This window comes from Streptomyces sp. NPDC050842, from assembly GCF_044456565.1.
Taxonomy (GTDB): Bacteria; Actinomycetota; Actinomycetes; order Streptomycetales; family Streptomycetaceae; genus Streptomyces.
The window spans coordinates 515,765-533,026 of sequence record NZ_JBITGA010000004.1; the positions used below are offsets into that span (position 1 = coordinate 515,765).

At 69.4% G+C, this 17,262-nt stretch carries 15 protein-coding genes and 1 riboswitch; of the genes, 9 read left to right on the forward strand and 6 right to left on the reverse strand.

What is annotated here, in order from left to right; genetic code table 11:
- Nucleotides 1–187: 187 nt before the first annotated feature.
- The gene (locus ACIBG6_RS15425; protein ID WP_004937597.1) at nt 188–445 is read left to right on the forward strand and encodes a WhiB family transcriptional regulator; all 258 of its coding nucleotides are present in this window, start codon (nt 188–190) and stop codon (nt 443–445) included.
- Nucleotides 446–596: 151 nt separating this feature from the next.
- On the opposite strand, the gene ACIBG6_RS15430 is transcribed toward ACIBG6_RS15425, so the two are convergent.
- Nucleotides 597–2,063, reverse strand: coding sequence for a sensor histidine kinase (locus ACIBG6_RS15430; RefSeq protein WP_399223084.1), 1,467 nt, complete (start codon nt 2,061–2,063; stop codon nt 597–599).
- 398 nt (nt 2,064–2,461) lie between these two features.
- Nucleotides 2,462–3,061 carry a TetR/AcrR family transcriptional regulator gene (locus ACIBG6_RS15435; RefSeq protein WP_399223085.1) on the reverse strand — a complete coding sequence of 200 codons (600 nt, stop codon included), beginning with the start codon at nt 3,059–3,061 and terminating at the stop codon, nt 2,462–2,464.
- A gap of 84 nt (nt 3,062–3,145) precedes the next feature.
- Here ACIBG6_RS15435 and ACIBG6_RS15440 point away from each other — a divergent pair, with 84 nt between their 5' ends.
- Nucleotides 3,146–3,898 (forward strand): SDR family oxidoreductase, encoded by a 753-nt coding sequence (locus ACIBG6_RS15440; protein WP_399223086.1) that lies wholly within the window; start codon nt 3,146–3,148, stop codon nt 3,896–3,898.
- Nucleotides 3,899–4,115: 217 nt separating this feature from the next.
- Nucleotides 4,116–4,901 (forward strand): glucosamine-6-phosphate deaminase, encoded by a 786-nt coding sequence (gene nagB / locus ACIBG6_RS15445; RefSeq protein WP_399223367.1) that lies wholly within the window; start codon nt 4,116–4,118, stop codon nt 4,899–4,901.
- Nucleotides 4,902–4,972: 71 nt separating this feature from the next.
- Here the strand turns inward: nagB and ACIBG6_RS15450 are convergent, their stop codons facing one another.
- The 4 genes from ACIBG6_RS15450 to ACIBG6_RS15465 form a co-directional block, all read right to left on the reverse strand.
- Nucleotides 4,973–6,496, reverse strand: coding sequence for a glycoside hydrolase family 3 protein (locus ACIBG6_RS15450; protein WP_399223087.1), 1,524 nt, complete (start codon nt 6,494–6,496; stop codon nt 4,973–4,975).
- A 9-nt stretch (nt 6,497–6,505) separates the two neighbouring features.
- Nucleotides 6,506–7,372, reverse strand: coding sequence for a carbohydrate ABC transporter permease (locus tag ACIBG6_RS15455; protein WP_399223088.1), 867 nt, complete (start codon nt 7,370–7,372; stop codon nt 6,506–6,508).
- Complete coding sequence (locus ACIBG6_RS15460) at nt 7,369–8,391, reverse strand: carbohydrate ABC transporter permease (protein ID WP_399223089.1); 1,023 nt, start codon at nt 8,389–8,391, stop codon at nt 7,369–7,371. The genes ACIBG6_RS15455 and ACIBG6_RS15460 overlap by 4 nt, the downstream gene beginning before the upstream one ends.
- 143 nt (nt 8,392–8,534) lie before the next feature.
- Nucleotides 8,535–9,833, reverse strand: coding sequence for an extracellular solute-binding protein (locus ACIBG6_RS15465; protein WP_399223090.1), 1,299 nt, complete (start codon nt 9,831–9,833; stop codon nt 8,535–8,537).
- Nucleotides 9,834–10,118: 285 nt separating this feature from the next.
- Between ACIBG6_RS15465 and ACIBG6_RS15470 the strand changes: the two genes are divergently transcribed.
- The 6 genes from ACIBG6_RS15470 (at nt 10,119) to ACIBG6_RS15495 (ending at nt 17,258) form a co-directional block, all read left to right on the forward strand.
- Nucleotides 10,119–10,883, forward strand: coding sequence for a GntR family transcriptional regulator (locus tag ACIBG6_RS15470; RefSeq protein ID WP_317602049.1), 765 nt, complete (start codon nt 10,119–10,121; stop codon nt 10,881–10,883).
- Nucleotides 10,884–11,052: 169 nt separating this feature from the next.
- Nucleotides 11,053–11,334 (forward strand): DUF3311 domain-containing protein, encoded by a 282-nt coding sequence (locus tag ACIBG6_RS15475; protein ID WP_399223091.1) that lies wholly within the window; start codon nt 11,053–11,055, stop codon nt 11,332–11,334.
- Nucleotides 11,331–12,977 (forward strand): monocarboxylate uptake permease MctP, encoded by a 1,647-nt coding sequence (mctP, locus tag ACIBG6_RS15480; protein ID WP_399223093.1) that lies wholly within the window; start codon nt 11,331–11,333, stop codon nt 12,975–12,977. Before ACIBG6_RS15475 ends, mctP begins: the two co-directional genes overlap by 4 nt.
- Nucleotides 12,978–13,060: 83 nt before the next feature.
- Nucleotides 13,061–13,561: a GNAT family N-acetyltransferase gene (locus ACIBG6_RS15485; RefSeq protein WP_399223094.1), complete on the forward strand. Its 501-nt coding sequence runs from the start codon at nt 13,061–13,063 to the stop codon at nt 13,559–13,561.
- A 57-nt stretch (nt 13,562–13,618) separates the two neighbouring features.
- Nucleotides 13,619–13,753, forward strand: a riboswitch (cobalamin riboswitch).
- 131 nt (nt 13,754–13,884) lie between these two features.
- Complete coding sequence (locus ACIBG6_RS15490; RefSeq protein ID WP_399223095.1) at nt 13,885–16,245, forward strand: ribonucleoside-diphosphate reductase subunit alpha; 2,361 nt, start codon at nt 13,885–13,887, stop codon at nt 16,243–16,245.
- Nucleotides 16,245–17,258: a ribonucleotide-diphosphate reductase subunit beta gene (locus ACIBG6_RS15495; protein ID WP_399223096.1), complete on the forward strand. Its 1,014-nt coding sequence runs from the start codon at nt 16,245–16,247 to the stop codon at nt 17,256–17,258. The genes ACIBG6_RS15490 and ACIBG6_RS15495 overlap by 1 nt, the downstream gene beginning before the upstream one ends.
- The last annotated feature ends 4 nt before the right edge of the window (nt 17,259–17,262 follow it).

Below are 17,262 nucleotides of genomic sequence, written 5' to 3' on the forward strand. Positions count from 1 at the left end.
TTTGCGAGTCTCTTCTTGGCGATCGGGACGGCCCGCAACACCGGCCTCCACTGAGAGCCAGAACCCCTCCTCAACACCTGGACCACACCAGTTCATCTGGCAGTCGGCCCTTCCCTTGCGGGGGGATTCGTGAAAGCGTTCACATTCACAAGCAACCAGCTTGTAACACCCTAGAGAGGTAGCAGCCATGGACTGGCGTCACAACGCCGTTTGTCGTGAGGAAGACCCCGAGCTGTTCTTCCCCATCGGCAACACCGGTCCTGCGCTGCTGCAGATCGAGGAAGCCAAGGCCGTCTGCCGCCGCTGCCCCGTCATGGAGCAGTGCCTGCAGTGGGCGCTCGAGTCCGGCCAGGACTCCGGCGTCTGGGGTGGCCTCAGCGAGGACGAGCGCCGCGCGATGAAGCGCCGTGCCGCTCGCAACCGGGCGCGTAACGCCACCGCCTGACACCCCGCCGAAAGCCTGAGGCCAGCGGCGCATACATCGCGTATGCAATCACCGCCCTCGAGTCGCAGCGCGCAGCAGTAACCCACAGCATTCGAGCCCCGGACCGATCTCCTCGGTCCGGGGCTCGCTGCTGTGTTCGCCCTGCTTCTGCTTACTTCTGCGCCAGTACGGGGATGTCGAGGATCACCTTCGTGCCGCGCTCGGCGCCGGGGACCATGTCGAACGTTCCGCCCAACTCCCCTTCCACCAGCGTCCGTACGATCTGGAGTCCGAGGTTGCCGGCCCGCTGCGGGTCGAAGCCCTCGGGCAGACCGCGGCCGTCGTCCTTGACCGTGATCAGGAGCCGGGCGTCGACGCGGGGCTCGCCGCGGACGGCGGTGACCTCGACGGTGCCCTGCTCGCCCTGGGCGAAGGCGTGTTCCAGGGCGTTCTGGAGGATCTCCGTGAGGACCATGGAGAGCGGGGTCGCGACCTCGGCGTCGAGAATGCCGAAGCGGCCGTTGCGCCGGCAGGTGACCTTGCCCGGGGAGATCTCGGCGACCATGGCGATCACGCGGTCGGCGATCTCGTCGAACTCGACGCGTTCGTCCAGGTTCTGAGACAGCGTCTCGTGGACGATCGCGATCGAACCGACGCGCCGCACGGCCTCGTTGAGCGCCTCGCGGCCGCGGTCGGAGTCCATCCGGCGGGCCTGGAGACGCAACAGGGCCGCCACGGTCTGGAGGTTGTTCTTCACCCGGTGGTGGATCTCCCGGATGGTCGCGTCCTTGGTGATCAACTCGCGCTCGCGGCGGCGGAGTTCGGTGACGTCTCGGAGCAGGACGAGCGAACCGATCCGGGTGCCCTTGGGGCTGAGCGGGATCGCCCGCAGCTGGATCACCCCGCCGTTGCCCTCGACCTCGAACTCGCGCGGCGCGTAGCCCGAGGCGACCTTGACCAGGGCCTCGTCCACGGGGCCGCGGGAGGGGGCGAACTCGGCCGTGATCTGGCCGAGGTGCTGGCCGACGAGGTCGGCGGCGAGGCCGAGCCGGTGGTAGGCGGAGAGGGCGTTGGGCGAGGCGTACTGGACGACGCCTTCCGCGTCCAGGCGGACCAGGCCGTCGCCCGCCCGGGGCGAGGAGTCCATGTCGACCTGCTCGCCCGGGAAGGGAAACGTTCCGGCCGCGATCATCTGGGCGAGGTCCGAGGCCGACTGGAGGTAGGTGAGCTCCAGCCGGGAGGGCGTACGGACGGTGAGCAGGTTGGTGTTGCGGGCGATGACGCCGAGGACCCGGCCCTCGCGGCGTACGGGGATGGACTCGACCCGCACCGGGACCTCCTCGCGCCACTCGGGGTCGCCCTCGCGGACGATCCGGCCCTCGTCGAGGGCGGCGTCGAGCAGGGGGCGGCGGCCGCGCGGCACCAGGTGGCCGACCATGTCGTCCTGGTAGGAGGTGGGGCCCGTGTTGGGCCGCATCTGGGCGACGGAGACGTATCGCGTGCCGTCGAGGGTCGGAACCCACAGGACGAGGTCGGCGAAGGAGAGGTCGGAGAGCAGCTGCCACTCCGACACCAGCAGGTGGAGCCACTCGAGGTCGGAGTCGCTCAGGGCTGTGTGCTGGCGCACGAGGTCGTTCATGGAGGGCACGCTGCGAGGGTACCTGCGGAATTGCAGGGGCGGTGAACCTGGATCTCCTGGCCTCCGTGTTGGAGGATGGGCCGGGAAGGACCGCGCTCCTGTGGATGGACAGACAAGAATGGTCTAGTCCACAATGGCGCTACAAGCCTCCATCCTCCCCGCACAGGAGGATGGAACGAGGTACCCGACGCTCTCTGCCCTGACTGCGTCGAGACCTCCCACACGGCCGAGGGACCGCACACCCCCGGCCGAGCAACTCCGGGCTGCGGTGCCGGACGGGTTGAGGGTCCCGTCAGGCGCCGCGGCCCGCGGGTGCCCCCTCTCTTTCGCCGCTCTCACACCGGTCGGCCCCGAGGGGCCTCCCAGGCTTCGAGCAGCCCGCCGTGCTCCGCCCGGCATCACTCCCCCGCGGGCCAGGAGCGCATCGCCCACTCCGCCACCGCCGCGAGATCCTCTTTCGTCGCCCCGTCGCGGGCCTGCTGGGACATGCCCTGGAGCACGGCGCCGCTGAAGCGGGCGAGCGCGCGGGCGTCGGTGCCGGGTGACAGCTCCCCCGCCTCGACGCCCCGGCGGATCCGGGCCTCGAAGGAGGTCAGATTGGCCTCGCGGCGCGCCCGCAGGGCCTCCTCGACCTCGGGGGTCGAGCAGTTGATCGCCGCGGAGATCATCAGACAGCCGCGCGGATGACCCGACTCCGTGAAGAGCTCCGCCGCCTCCCGCAGGACGCGCCCGATGGCGCCGCGGGCCGTCGGCTCCTCGGCGAAGGCGCGGCCGCCGTACGCGCCGTACGAACCCGCGTACGCCTCGACGACCTCCTCGAAGAGCGTCCGCTTGTCGCCGAAGGCCGCGTAGAGGCTGGGGGCGCTGATGCCCATGGCGCGGGTGAGGTCCGAGACCGAGGTCGTCTCGTAGCCGTGCTCCCAGAAGGCCATCGTGGCCTGCTCCAGGGCCGTGAGCCGGTCGAAGGAGCGGGGGCGGCCGCGCTGTCTCGTCACCATGGAGTGAATTCTATAGCGCGCGCTAGGAAAAGTGAGGTACGGTCTTTTCGTAACGACCACTACATAAACGAGGGGGGCGTCGCCATGGGCGTGCTCGCAGGGAAGACGGCACTGGTCACGGGCGGCAGCCGGGGCATCGGGCGCGGGATCGCGGAGCGACTCGGCCGGGAGGGCGCCCGGGTCGCGGTGCACTACGGGAGCAACGAGACGGCGGCGAAGGAGACGGTCACGGCGATCGAGGCGGCCGGCGGCGAGGCCTTCGCGATCGGGCGGGAGCTGGGGACGCCGGGGGACGCGGCGGCACTCTGGGCAGCCTTCGACGAGCGCGCGGACGGCCTGGACATCCTCGTGAACAATGCCGGGATCGGGGCGAGCCGGCCGTTCGAGGCGATCGACGAGGAGGAGTACGACCGGATCTTCGCGGTCAACACGAAGGCGCCGTTCTTCCTGGCGCAGCTGGGCGCCGAGCGACTGCGGGACGGCGGACGGATCGTCAATGTCTCGACGGGCCTGAGCAAGGCGGCGCTGATGCCGGAGACGATCGCGTACGCGATGTCGAAGGGCGCCCTGGACGTCTTCACCCGCTATCTGTCGAAGGTCCTCGGGCCGCGGCGGATCACGGTCAACGCGGTGGCGCCCGGGATCGTGGACACGGACATCAACGCCGGCTGGCTGCGGGGCGACGACCGGGCCTGGGCCGGGGCGGCGGCGATGTCGGCGCTCGGCGGGGTCGGCACCCCGGCGGAGATAGCGGACGTGGTGGCCTTCCTGGCCTCCGAGGACGCGCGCTGGGTGACGGGGCACTGGATCGACGCCACGGGCGGCTCACTGGCCTGAGCCGGGCGCGCGACGGGCTGCGCGAAGGGCGCGTGGAGGGCGCCGACCAGGGGTGGTTCGAGTGGCTGGTGGGACGGGCGCGGCAGACGATGGTGACGGTGCCGTCCGTACGTCGGAACGGCATGAGGAGACGGCCTCCCCTCTGCTAGATTTGGCTTTGATTGGTCTATACCACATGGCCCCTCCCCAGCCCCTCCACCAGATCGGCAGGCACAGCGTGGAAGTTGTCATCGTCAAGGACGTCAAGGCGGGCGGCGAGCTCATCGCGGACGGCATCGCCGGCCTCCTGCGCCGCAAGCCCGACGCGCTGCTCGGCGTGGCCACGGGTTCGACCCCGATCCCGATCTACGACGCCCTGACCGCCCAGGTCGCGGCCGGTTCCGTGGACGCCTCCCGCGCCCGGATCGCCCAGCTGGACGAGTACGTCGGACTGCCGTCCGGGCACCCCGAGTCGTACCGCTCCACCGTGCTCCGCCAGGTCGTCGAGCCCCTCGGGCTCTCCCCGGACGCCTTCATGGGCCCCGACGGCTCCGCCGAGGACGTCCAGGCGGCCTGCGAGGCCTACGACAGGGCGCTGGCCGAGGCCGGCGGCGTGGACCTGCAGATCCTGGGCATCGGCACCGACGGGCACATCGGCTTCAACGAGCCGTGCTCCTCGCTCGCCTCCCGCACCCGGATCAAGACGCTGACCCAGCAGACCCGCGTGGACAACGCCCGCTTCTTCGACAACGACATCACGCAGGTGCCCCACCACGTCATCACCCAGGGCATCGGCACCATCCTGGAAGCCCGCCACCTGGTGCTCCTCGCCACCGGCGAGGGCAAGGCCGAGGCCGTGGCGCAGACCGTCGAGGGCCCCGTCGCCGCACTCGTACCGGCCTCCGCGCTCCAGCTGCACCCGCACGCCACGGTCGTCGTGGACGAGGCCGCGGCCTCCAAGCTGAAGCTCGCGGACTACTTCCGCCACACCTTCGCCGACAAGCCCGCCTGGCAGGGCATCTAAGAGTCCAGGGGATACGACGAAGGGGCCCGGCACCTGATTCAGGTGCCGGGCCCCTTCGCGTACGAGTGCGCTCAGCTGCCGGTGCCGACCACGGCCTCGGCGGCCGCGCGGCCGCAGACGCGGGCCGCGCCGTGCGTGGCGATGTGCAGGGCCCCACGGGGCTCCGCCTCGTTGAGGCCCATCTCGACCACGATGGTGTCGGGGCGGGCCGCGAGGAGACCGTCCAGGGCCTGGGTCATCCACGGGTGGCGGTGGGCGTCACGGACGACCGCGACGATCCGGCGCTCCCCCGCGGCGGCGAGGATCGGGTCCACCGAGGCCTCGTCGTACGAACCGGTCTCCGTGCCGGGCAGCAGCCGCTCCAGCTCCGCCGCGATGCCCCAGGGCGTCTCGTCGCCGACGGCGAAGTTCGCGACCGGGGTGAAGGAGGCTACGTAGGGGGCGCTGCTCACCGGGGTGTACGGCCGCTCCCCCCGGGTCACCTTCAGGGCCCGGCGGGCCGCGACGAGTCCGATGTCGGCGCCGGGCGCGGTCCCCTCCTGCACTGCCGCGCCCGGCACCGATTCAGCCCCCCTGGCCCGGTGCGACTGGGTCCAGGCCGCCAGGGCGCGCACGCGCGCCGCGGCGTCGGCCAGCCGCTCCTCGGGCAGTTCACCGGTCCGTACCGCGTCGACCAGCGCGTCGCGCAGCCGCAGTACGGTGTCCTCGTCGCACAGCCCGCCGCCGACGCAGATGGCGTCGGCGCCCGCGGCGATCGCGAGGACGGATCCGCGCTCGATGCCGTACGTCGCCGCGACGGCCTGCATCTCCATGCCGTCGGTGACGATCAGCCCCTCGAAGCCCAGCTCCTGGCGCAGCAGACCGGTGAGGATCTGCGGGCTCAGGGTGGCCGGACGGTGCGGGTCGAGCGCGGACAGAAGAATATGCGCGCTCATGACCGCTTTGGTACCCGCGGCGATGGCGGCCCGGAAAGGTACCAGCTCACGGGCGTGCAGTGTGGCGAGGTCCACATCGATCCGGGGCAGCGCGTCGTGCGAGTCGACGTTGGTGTCGCCGTGTCCGGGGAAGTGCTTCGTGCAGGCCGCGACCCCGACGCCCTGGAGGCCGTCGACGTACGCCACGGTGTGCCGGGCGACCAGGTCCGGGTCCGGCCCGAAGGACCGGACGCCGATGACCGGGTTCTCGGCGTTGGAGTTGACGTCCGCCGAGGGCGCCCAGTTGAGGTCGACGCCGCACTGGGCGAGCCGGCGGCCGAGCTCGCGGGCCACGGCCCGGGTGAGCTCGACGTCGTCGACGCTGCCCAGCGCGTAGCTGCCGGGGAACGAGGAGCCCTGCTTGACCTCCAGGCGGGTGACGTCCCCGCCTTCCTCGTCGATGGCGACGAGGACGTCGTCCCGCTCCGCGCGCAGCTGCGCGGTGAGCGCGGCGAGCTGCTCGGGGCTGACGATGTTCCGGCCGAAGAGGCCGACGGAGGACAGGCCCTCGCCGATGTGACGGCGCAGCCAGTCAGGGGCGGTGGTGCCGACGAATCCGGGCTGGAGAACCGTGAGCGCGTCCCTGGTCAGGGTGGACGTGCCGTGTACGAGAGTGGTCATGAGACGCCGTTATCCCTTCACCGCGCCGGCGGTCATGCCGCCGACGGCCTTGCGCTGGAGGAAGAGGAACACGATGAGCACGGGGAGGGCGAAGAGCGTGGAGGCGGCCATGGTGGCGCCCCAGTCGTTGCCGAACGCGGTCTGGAACTCGGTCAGCCAGAGCGTCAGGGTCTGCGACTCCTTGTCCTTGTTCAGCATGAGGATCATCGCGAACTCGTTCCAGGCCGTGATGAAGCCGAAGAGCGAGGTCGACATGAGGCCGGGAGCGAGGAGCGGGAAGATCACCTTGCGGAAGGCCTGGCCCCGCGTACAGCCGTCGATCTGCGCGGCCTCCTCCAGCTCGACCGGGACGGCGGCGATGAAGCCGCGCAGGGTCCAGATGGTGAAGGGGAGGACCATCACGAAGTAGATGAGTGTGAGCATCGGGATGCTGTTCAGCATGTCGTTCTCACGGGAGATCATGTACATCGCGATGACCATGACCTCCCAGGGGGCCATCTGCGCCAGCATCACGATCAGGACGATGCCCTTGCGTCCCTTGAACTTCATGCGGGCGATCGCGAAGCTCGCGGCCAGGGCCACGAGGAGGGCGAGCAGTACGGCGCCGATGGTGACCAGGAGGCTGTTCTGGACGTACGTCCAGAACAGGTCGACGCCGGTCGCGGTCGTGTAGTTCTCGAACGTCGGCGTGAAGACGAAGACGGGGTCCTTCGTCATGATCTCGTGCTGCGGCTTCAGCGAGGACGAGAACATCCAGTAGACGGGGAAGACGAACACCACCGCGATCACGAGCGCGCTGACGTTCTTGGCGACCGTGCCGACCGTGAGCGGCTTCCTGGTACGCAGCTTCTGCGGAGTCCGGTTGGTGGCGCTCACAGCTCCTCCTCCTGCTTCAGGATCAGGCGGAAGTAGAAGGACATGACCGCGATGAGCATCACGATCGTCAGGACGGAGATGGCGGCGGCGACACCGTAGTGGAACTGGCCGACGCCCTCGATGTAGGCGAAGACCGGGAGGGTCTCGGAACCGCGGTCGGGGCCGCCCTGGTTCATGGCGTAGACCTGGGCGAACGCCTTGAAGATCCAGATGATCTCCAGGAACGTGGTGATCATGAAGAAGGACTTGAGGTTCGGGAAGACCACGGCCCAGAAGGTCCGCCAGCCGCTCGCGCCGTCCATCTTGGCGGCCTCGTACAGCTCGGTCCCGACGGTGGTCAGGGCGGCGTACATGTTGAGGGCGACGAAGGGGACGGAGCCCCAGACGAGCAGGATCAGGATGATGACGAGCGTGGAGAAGCCCGTCTCGAACCAGTTGTGCTGGTCATAGCCCGAGAAGCCGAGCGTGCGCATGAGCCAGTTGACGACGCCGAACTGCTCGTCGAAGAGCCAGCGGAAGACGGTGACCGAGGCGACGATCGGCATGGCCCAGGCGAACATCAGGGCCAGCGAGAGGACCAGTCGCATCTTCTTGCCGAGGCGGTTCAGCAGGAGGCCTATGCCCGTGCCGATGGCCATGATCAGGGCCACGTTGACGGCGGTGAAGACCAGGCTTCGGACGACGACCGACCAGAATTCCGGGTCGCTCAGCAGGTCCGTGTAGTTGTCGAAGCCGGTCCAGACCGTCTCGCGGGTGATGAATTCCTTCCGGTTGATCGACTGGAAGGAGAGCACCACATTGCGGACGAGCGGGTAGAGCAGGAGCACGGCCATGGACAGCAGGGCCGGCGCGACGAGCAGATAGGGGAGCACCCCACTCGGCAGCGAGCGTCTGCCGCGCGAGGGCTGAAGGACTTCCTTCGAGCCGGAAGGGGGTGGCGGCGTCTGAGACGTCCCTGCCGCCCTCCCGGGCGCGTCCTGAGGAGCGGCGCTGGCCGTCCCCTGGGAGTCCACGGTCATGGTCTTATTCCTCGCGGTTCTGGGGCTCCCGCGCCCACCGGGGCACGGCCCGGAAAAGCGGGCCGCTGATCACTGCATGCGATACGTCGCAAAGCGCCGGTGGTGCGGCCGGTGCGACACCGGCCGCACCACCTGGCTACGGATTACTGCTGGTTGATGCGCTCGTTGATGACCTTGTCGGCCGCCTCGCCGGCCGCCTTGGCGTCGTCGCCCTTCAGGACCTTCGTCATGAAGTCCTTGATCGGGTTCGGCGCGGTCTCGACGTTCGCCCAGCCCGGCGTCACCGGGGTGACTTTGCCGGAGGCGGACGACACGGCCATGGACTCGGCGAAGGAGCCGGCGGCCGGCTTGAACTGCGCGCCGTCCTGGTTCGGGAGCAGCGCGCCCTCGGTGGCCTTCGCGTACGTCGTCATGTGCTCCTTGCCGGCGGCGAGGGCCAGCCACTCCTTCGCGAGCTCCTTGTTCTGGGAGCGCTCGGCGATGGCGAGGTTGGAGCCGCCGAGGAAGACGGAGCCCGGCTTGTCAGCGGTCTTGCCCGGGATCGGGAAGTAGCCGAAGTCGGCCGTCTTGCCGGCCTTCTTCATGGCGTCGATCGCGCCGCCGGCCTCCCAGCCGAGACCGATCCAGGACGCCACGCCGCCCTTGGGGATGACGTCGGTGGACTGCTGCGGGGTCGCCTCGTCCTTGTCCTTCGGAGCGGTGGAGAAGGACGCCAGTTCCTTGTAGAAGTTCACGGCGTTGACGGCCTCGGGGGAGGACAGGTTGCCCTTCCACTTGTCGCCGTCCTTGACCGCGAGGTCGCTGCCCTCGTCCCAGATGAGGCCGGCGAGCACGTACCAGGACTGACCCGGCAGGTAGATCGCCTGCGACTTCGGGTCGGCGGCCTTGAGCTTCTTCAGACCGTCGATCCACTCGGCGCGGGTCTTCGGCGGGGTGACGCCGGCCTTCTTGTAGGCGGCCTTGTCGTAGATGACGACGCGGCTGGCGGCGTACCACGGGGCGGAGTAGAGCTTGCCGTCCAGCTCGTTGGAGGCGACCATGCCCTTGTTCCAGGCGTCGTAGCCGAGCTTGGCCTTGTCACCCGTCAGGTCGGCGAGACCGCCGGTGACCGCGTAGCCGGCGGTCTGGGTGTTGCCGAGCTCCAGGACGTCCGGCGGGGTGTCCTCGGAGAGGGCGGTGGTGACCTTCTCCTGGATGCCGTTCCAGACCTGCTTCTCGACCTTGACCTTGACGCCGGGGTGCTTGGCCTCGAAGGCCTTGTTGACCTCGGCCATCCAGGCGTCCGGGGCGGACCCGTCCATGACCCAGACGGTCAGGTTCTTGTCGCCACCGGCCGACGGCTTGCCGGCGTTGTTGTCCTTCTTGTCGCTGTCGGAACCACACGCGGCAATAGAGACCATCATGCCCGCGACGCCGATCGCCGCGATGAGCTTGCGCTTCACGCCACCCTCCTCAGGGATGCCTGCAACCCCTGCCCACCGCGCGAAGACATACGTCGGGTAGTGCTCGTGGGGCTGGGACCTGGTCTTTAATGGTTTAGACCAGTACTCGGAGCTTGGCCTAGACCTTTAGGGGTGTCAAGGGTGTATAAGAAGGGCAGTCGCGTCCGTTATCGGACCGACACCTGAGGTAGGGCGACGACCCGTGACCGGTCCGTGCCACCATGTGAGCCGCTACAGACGGAGGAGCCGGTGACGGCAGCAGCACAGGAGTCGGGAAGGCAGGCCATGGCCAGGGACGCGGGCAGCACGGAACCGGAGGCCGGGGTCGCCACTCGCACCGCGCGCGTGCCCAAGTACTACCGACTGAAGCGGCACTTGCTCGACATGACGGAGACCCTGCCGCCCGGCACACCGGTCCCGCCGGAGCGCACGCTCGCCGCCGAGTTCGACACCTCGCGCACGACCGTGCGCCAGGCGCTCCAGGAGCTGGTCGTCGAGGGCCGCCTGGAGCGCATCCAGGGCAAGGGCACCTTCGTGGCGAAGCCCAAGGTCTCGCAGGCCCTGCAGCTCACCTCGTACACGGAGGACATGCGCGCCCAGGGCCTCGAGCCCACCTCGCAGCTCCTCGACATCGGGTACGTCACCGCCGACGACACGCTCGCCGGACTGCTCGACATCTCGGCCGGCGGCCGGGTGCTGCGCATCGAGCGGCTGCGCCTGGCGAGCGGCGAGCCGATGGCGATCGAGACCACGCACCTTTCGGCCAAGCGCTTCCCCGCGCTGCGCCGCTCGCTGGTGAAGTACACCTCGCTGTACACGGCGCTCGCCGAGGTCTACGACGTGCACCTCGCCGAGGCCGAGGAGACCATCGAGACCTCCCTCGCCACCCCGCGCGAGGCCGGTCTGCTCGGTACGGACGTGGGCCTGCCGATGCTGATGCTTTCCCGCCATTCCCTGGACGCCCAGGGCGAGCCGGTGGAGTGGGTGCGGTCCGTCTACCGCGGCGACCGGTACAAGTTCGTGGCGCGCCTCAAGCGGCCCAACGGCTGAGCGGATCCGCACGCCTGACGAGGAGGGTCGCCGAAGTCCCGGCGGCCCTCCTCCTTTTCGTGTTCCAGGGGATTCGCTTCCGTTATGCGGACAGGGGTTCCGCGGAGCGTAGGCGTCCCCTAGATTTCCCCAGCATTACCGAGGTGATCAGCGAGGGGACGAAATCGCCATGTCAGAGGCGTCAGAGGTGTCGGAAGCGGCAGAAACGGCACAAGCGAAACAACCCGTCATCACCCCCCTGCGGGTGGTGATAGCGCTCTGCCTGTTCGCGCCGTTCGTGGCGATGCTCTGGGTGAGCTCCTACGCGAAGGCCGAACCGCTCTTCGCGGGCATCCCGTTCTTCTACTGGTACCAGATGCTCTGGGTGCTCGTCTCCACCGCGCTCACCATGATCGCGTACAAGCTGTGGCAGCTGGACCAGCGAGGCCGCAAGGGAGGTGACGTGCGATGAAGGACGTGACCGGCGTGAACGGCGTCGCGCTCGCCGTATTCGTCTTCTTCTTCCTGGCCGTCACGGTCATGGGATTCCTCGCCTCGCGCTGGCGCAGGGCCGAGAACGAGAACAGCCTCGACGAATGGGGCCTGGGCGGCAGGTCGTTCGGCACCTGGGTGACGTGGTTCCTGCTCGGCGGCGACCTCTACACCGCGTACACCTTCGTCGCCGTCCCGGCGGCCATCTACGCGGCGGGCGCGGCCGGCTTCTTCGCCGTCCCGTACACGATCCTGGTGTACCCGCTGATCTTCACCTTCCTGCCGCGCCTCTGGTCGGTCTCGCACAAGCACGGATACGTCACCACCTCCGACTTCGTGCGCGGCCGCTTCGGCTCCAAGGGCCTGTCGCTCGCGGTCGCCGTCACCGGCATCCTCGCGACCATGCCGTACATCGCGCTCCAGCTCGTCGGCATCCAGGCCGTCCTGGACGTGATGGGCGTCGGCGGCGGCGAGACCACGCACTGGTTCATCAAGGACCTGCCGCTGCTCATCGCCTTCGGTGTCCTCGCGGCGTACACGTACTCCTCGGGCCTGCGCGCCCCGGCGCTCATCGCCTTCGTCAAGGACACCCTGATCTACATCGTCATCGCCGTGGCGATCATCTACATCCCGATCAAGCTCGGCGGCTTCGACGAGATCTTCGCCAAGGCCGGCGAGGCGTACGCGCAGACCAACGAGGCGACCGGCAAGCCGCGCGGCACGCTCATCCCCGGCGAGGCCGGCCAGTGGACGTACGCGACGCTGGCGCTCGGTTCGGCGCTCGCGCTCTTCATGTACCCGCACTCCATCACGGCGACGCTGTCGTCGCGGAGCCGTGAGGTGATCCGCCGCAACACCACGATCCTGCCGCTGTACTCGCTGATGCTGGGCCTGCTCGCGCTGCTCGGCTTCATGGCCATCGCCGCCGGGATCCAGGTCAAGAACGGCCAGCTCGCCATCCCGCAGCTCTTCGAGACCATGTTCCCGGACTGGTTCGCGGGCGTCGCCTTCGCCGCGATCGGCATCGGCGCGCTCGTCCCGGCCGCGATCATGTCGATCGCCGCGGCCAACCTCTTCACCCGCAACATCTACAAGGACTTCATCAAACCGGACGCGACCCCGGCGCAGGAGACCAAGGTCTCCAAGCTGGTCTCGCTCCTGGTGAAGGTCGGCGCGCTCGCCTTCGTCCTCACCATGGACAAGACGGTCGCGATCAACTTCCAGCTCCTCGGCGGCATCTGGATCCTCCAGACCTTCCCGGCGCTGGTCGGCGGCCTCTTCACCCGCTGGTTCCACCGCTGGGCGCTGCTCGCCGGCTGGGCCGTCGGCATGGTCTACGGCACGGTCGCCGCGTACGGCGTCGCCAGCCCGACGCAGAAGCACTTCGGCGGTTCCTCCGCCGAGATCCCGGGCATCGGCGAGATCGGCTACATCGGTCTCACCGCCTTCGTCCTCAACCTCGTCGTCACGGTCGTCCTGACCTTCGTCCTCAAGGCCGTGAAGGCCCCCGAGGGCGTCGACGAGACGTCCCCGTCGGACTACACGGCCGACGCGCCGACCCGCACGGCGAAGCCGGACACGGACCCGACGCCGGACGCGAAGGTCGGCGCCGGAGTGCACTGACCTCGCGGTACGACGCAGGGGGCCCGGGATCTCCGCCAGGAAATCCCGGGCCCCCGCGCGTGCCCCCGGGGCAGACTGGCTCCATGGACTTCACGATCAGGGCGGTACGGCCCGAGGAGTACGAAGAACTCGGGGAACTCACCGGGCTGACCTATCTGAACGACGGGCTGCTGCTGTACGGCGAGGACGACTTCTACCTGGCCGTGCTGCGCGACACCGCCCGCCGGGCCCGCGAGGCCGAGGTGCTCGTCGCCGTCGACGCGGACGAGGCGATCATCGGCGGGGTGACCTTCGCCTCGGGCGGCACCACCTGGGCGGACATCGCCGTCGCCGGCGAGGCCGAGTTCCGGATGCTCGTGGTCGCGCCGGAGGCCCGCGGCAGGGGCGTCGGAGAGGCCCTCGTACGCCACTGCGCGGACCGCGCGCGGGCCGTGCCCGAGTGCGCGCGGCTCGTGCTCTCCACGGACGCGAAGATGGTCTCCGCGCACCGGATATACGAGCGGATGGGCTTCGTCCGCACCCCGGAGCGGGACTGGGAGCCGGTTCCCGGCCACCGGCTGCGGACCTACGCCCTGGAGTTCTGACACCCAAAGCAACCGAGGGCGACACAACATGTGGGGGGTGCCGCAAGCGGCGCCCCCCACATGTATGCTCATGCTCGCTGTCGACGCAGGGAAATCCGGCGCGAATCCGGAACTGTCCCGCAACGGTGTGCTTCGTACCCATACGCGCGTACGAGGCGAGTCCGAGGACCTGCCGACAGCGCGCCCGGTCCGACCGTTCCGGGTGTCACTGACGTCCGGGCCTCGCGGAGTGGGCCGGTGGACGCGGCGCATCCGGCGTACGGATGCCCGCCTGCCCGCCTTCCCCCGCCCGCGGCCCCGAGCCGAGCGAGGGAGAGCCCCACGTGACCATCGCGCCCGCCGATCCGGCCACGGCGATCGAGAGCGACGGACCCGGCACCGTGCTGCTGCGGACCCTGACCGATCTCACCGCCGACCTGCCCGACACCGACCCCGGCAAGGTCGCCGCCGCCGCGCTCCGCGGCCGCAGCGCCACGTCGGACGAGGCGGAACTGCGCGAGCTGGCCACCGAGGCGGCCGCCGGCCTGATCTCCGAGGACCCGGCCTACTCCCGGCTCGCCGCCCGGCTCCTGACGATCACCATCGCCGACGAGGCCGCGAGCCAGGGCGCGGTCTGCTTCTCCGCCTCCGTGGCCGTCGGCCACCGCGAGGGTCTGATCGCCGACCGCACCGCCGACTTCGTCGCGCTGCACGCGGACCGGCTCGACGCGACCGTCGACCAGGCCGCCGACGACCGCTTCGGCTACTTCGGTCTGCGCACCCTCTTCTCGCGCTACCTGCTGCGCCACCCGATCACCCGCAAGGTGATCGAGACCCCGCAGCACTTCATGCTCCGTGTCGCCTGCGGCCTCGCCGAGGACGAGACGGTCCGCGCGCTCGACGAGGTGGCCGCCCTGTACGGCCTGATGAGCCGCCTGGACTACCTCCCGTCCTCCCCCACGCTCTTCAACTCCGGCACCCGCCACCCGCAGATGTCCTCCTGCTATCTCCTCGACTCCCCGCAGGACGAGCTGGACTCCATCTACGACCGCTACCACCAGGTCGCGCGCCTCTCGAAGCACGCGGGCGGCATCGGCCTGTCCTACTCCCGCATCCGCGCCCGCGGTTCCCTCATCCGCGGCACCAACGGGCACTCCAACGGCATCGTGCCGTTCCTCAAGACGCTCGACGCCTCCGTCGCCGCCGTGAACCAGGGCGGCCGTCGCAAGGGCGCCGCCGCCGTCTACCTGGAGACCTGGCACGCGGACATCGAGGAGTTCCTGGAGCTCCGCGACAACACGGGCGAGGACCAGCGCCGTACGCACAACCTGAACCTGGCGCACTGGATCCCGGACGAGTTCATGCGCCGGGTCAACGCGGACGCCGAGTGGTCGCTCTTCTCCCCGGCCGACGTGCCCGAGCTCGTCGACCTGTGGGGCGAGGAGTTCGACGCCGCCTACCGCGCCGCCGAGGCGAAGGGCCTGGCCCGCAAGAGCATGCCGGCCCGTGACCTGTACGGCCGGATGATGCGGACCCTGGCCCAGACCGGCAACGGCTGGATGACCTTCAAGGACGCCTCGAACCGGACGGCCAACCAGACCGCCGAGCCCGGCACTGTCGTCCACTCCTCGAATCTGTGCACCGAGATCATCGAGGTCACGAACGACGGCGAGACGGCCGTCTGCAACCTCGGTTCGGTGAACCTGGGTTCGTTCGTGGTCGGCGGGGACATCGACTGGGAGCGGCTCGACGCGACCGTCCGCACGGCCGTCACCTTCCTCGACCGGGTGGTCGACATCAACTTCTACCCGACCGAGCAGGCCGGGCGTTCCAACGCCCGCTGGCGGCCGGTCGGCCTGGGCGCGATGGGCCTCCAGGACGTCTTCTTCCAGCTGAAGCTGCCGTTCGACTCCCCCGAGGCGCGCGCGCTGTCGACCCGTATCGCGGAGCGGATCATGCTCGCCGCGTACGAGGCGTCCGCCGACCTCGCCGAGCGCAGCGGGCCGGTCCCCGCCTGGGACAAGACCCGCACCGCCCGCGGTGTCCTGCACCCGGACCACTACGACGTGGAGCTCAACTGGCCCGAGCGCTGGGCGGCCCTGCGCGAGCGGATCGCCGCGGTCGGCATGCGCAACAGCCTGCTCCTGGCGATCGCGCCGACGGCGACCATCGCCTCGATCGCGGGCGTGTACGAGTGCATCGAGCCGCAGGTCTCCAACCTCTTCAAGCGCGAGACGCTGTCGGGCGAGTTCCTCCAGGTCAACTCGTACCTCGTCGACGAGCTGAAGCGGCTCGGCGTGTGGGACGCCCAGACCCGGGACGCGCTGCGCGACGCCAGCGGCTCGGTCGCGGGCTTCACCTGGATCCCGGCCGAGGTGCGCGAGCTGTACCGCACGGCGTGGGAGATCCCGCAGCGCGGCCTCATCGACATGGCCGCCGCCCGCACCCCGTTCCTCGACCAGTCGCAGTCCCTGAACCTGTTCCTGGAGACGCCGACGATCGGCAAGCTGTCGTCGATGTACGCGTACGCCTGGAAGCAGGGGCTGAAGACGACGTACTACCTGCGCTCGCGCCCGGCGACCCGGATCGCCCGCGCCGCCCAGGCGTCGACGACGGCCGCCGCGCCCATCCCCGTACAGGCGACCTCCGAAGAGGCCCTCGCCTGCTCTCTCGAAAACCCCGAGTCCTGCGAGGCCTGCCAGTGATGTCCAGCGACAACAAGAACCTGCTCGACCCGGGCTTCGAACTGACCCTCCGTCCGATGCGCTACCCGGACTTCTACGAGCGCTACCGCGACGCGATCAAGAACACGTGGACCGTGGAGGAGGTCGACCTCCACTCGGACGTCGCCGACCTCGCGAAGCTCACCCCCGGTGAGCAGCACATGATCGGCCGGCTGGTCGCCTTCTTCGCGACCGGTGACTCGATCGTGTCGAACAACCTCGTGCTGACGCTGTACAAGCACATCAACTCCCCCGAGGCGCGGCTGTACCTCTCGCGCCAGCTGTTCGAGGAGGCCGTGCACGTCCAGTTCTATCTGACGCTGCTCGACACCTACCTGCCCGACCCGGACGACCGCGCCGCCGCGTTCGACGCGGTCGAGGAGATCCCGTCCATCCGCGAGAAGGCGCAGTTCTGCTTCCGCTGGATGGACTCGGTGGAGAAGATCGACCGCCTGGAGACCCAGGCCGACCGCCGCCGCTTCCTGCTGAACCTGATCTGCTTCGCGGCGTGCATCGAGGGCCTGTTCTTCTACGGCGCCTTCGCGTACGTGTACTGGTTCCGGTCCCGCGGCCTGCTGCACGGCCTGGCCACCGGCACCAACTGGGTCTTCCGCGACGAGACGATGCACATGAACTTCGCCTTCGAGGTCGTGGACACCGTCCGCAAGGAGGAGCCGGAGCTCTTCGACGACGCCCTCCAGCAGCAGGTCACCGACATGCTGAGGGAGGCCGTGGAGGCGGAGCTGCAGTTCGGCCGCGACCTGTGCGGCGACGGCCTGCCCGGCATGAACACCGAGTCGATGCGCGAATACCTCCAGTGCGTCGCCGACCAGCGCCTCCAGCGCCTCGGCTTCGCCCCGGTGTACGGCTCGGAGAACCCGTTCGCGTTCATGGAGCTCCAGGGCGTCCAGGAGCTGACCAACTTCTTCGAGCGCCGCCCGTCCGCCTACCAGGTGGCGGTCGAGGGCTCGGTGGACCTGGACGAGGACTTCTGACACC

Excerpts from the sequence above, each read along its gene's own strand:
- ACIBG6_RS15425 (WP_004937597.1), top strand. The coding sequence starts at position 188 with ATGGACTGGCGTCACAACGCCGTTTGTCGTGAGGAAGACCCCGAGCTG.
- ACIBG6_RS15430 (WP_399223084.1), bottom strand. The coding sequence starts at position 2,063 with ATGAACGACCTCGTGCGCCAGCACACAGCCCTGAGCGACTCCGACCTC.
- ACIBG6_RS15435 (WP_399223085.1), bottom strand. The coding sequence starts at position 3,061 with ATGGTGACGAGACAGCGCGGCCGCCCCCGCTCCTTCGACCGGCTCACG.
- ACIBG6_RS15440 (WP_399223086.1), top strand. The coding sequence starts at position 3,146 with ATGGGCGTGCTCGCAGGGAAGACGGCACTGGTCACGGGCGGCAGCCGG.
- ACIBG6_RS15450 (WP_399223087.1), bottom strand. The coding sequence starts at position 6,496 with ATGACCACTCTCGTACACGGCACGTCCACCCTGACCAGGGACGCGCTC.
- ACIBG6_RS15460 (WP_399223089.1), bottom strand. The coding sequence starts at position 8,391 with ATGACCGTGGACTCCCAGGGGACGGCCAGCGCCGCTCCTCAGGACGCG.
- ACIBG6_RS15470 (WP_317602049.1), top strand. The coding sequence starts at position 10,119 with ATGGCCAGGGACGCGGGCAGCACGGAACCGGAGGCCGGGGTCGCCACT.
- ACIBG6_RS15475 (WP_399223091.1), top strand. The coding sequence starts at position 11,053 with ATGTCAGAGGCGTCAGAGGTGTCGGAAGCGGCAGAAACGGCACAAGCG.
- mctP (WP_399223093.1), top strand. The coding sequence starts at position 11,331 with ATGAAGGACGTGACCGGCGTGAACGGCGTCGCGCTCGCCGTATTCGTC.
- ACIBG6_RS15485 (WP_399223094.1), top strand. The coding sequence starts at position 13,061 with ATGGACTTCACGATCAGGGCGGTACGGCCCGAGGAGTACGAAGAACTC.
- ACIBG6_RS15495 (WP_399223096.1), top strand. The coding sequence starts at position 16,245 with ATGTCCAGCGACAACAAGAACCTGCTCGACCCGGGCTTCGAACTGACC.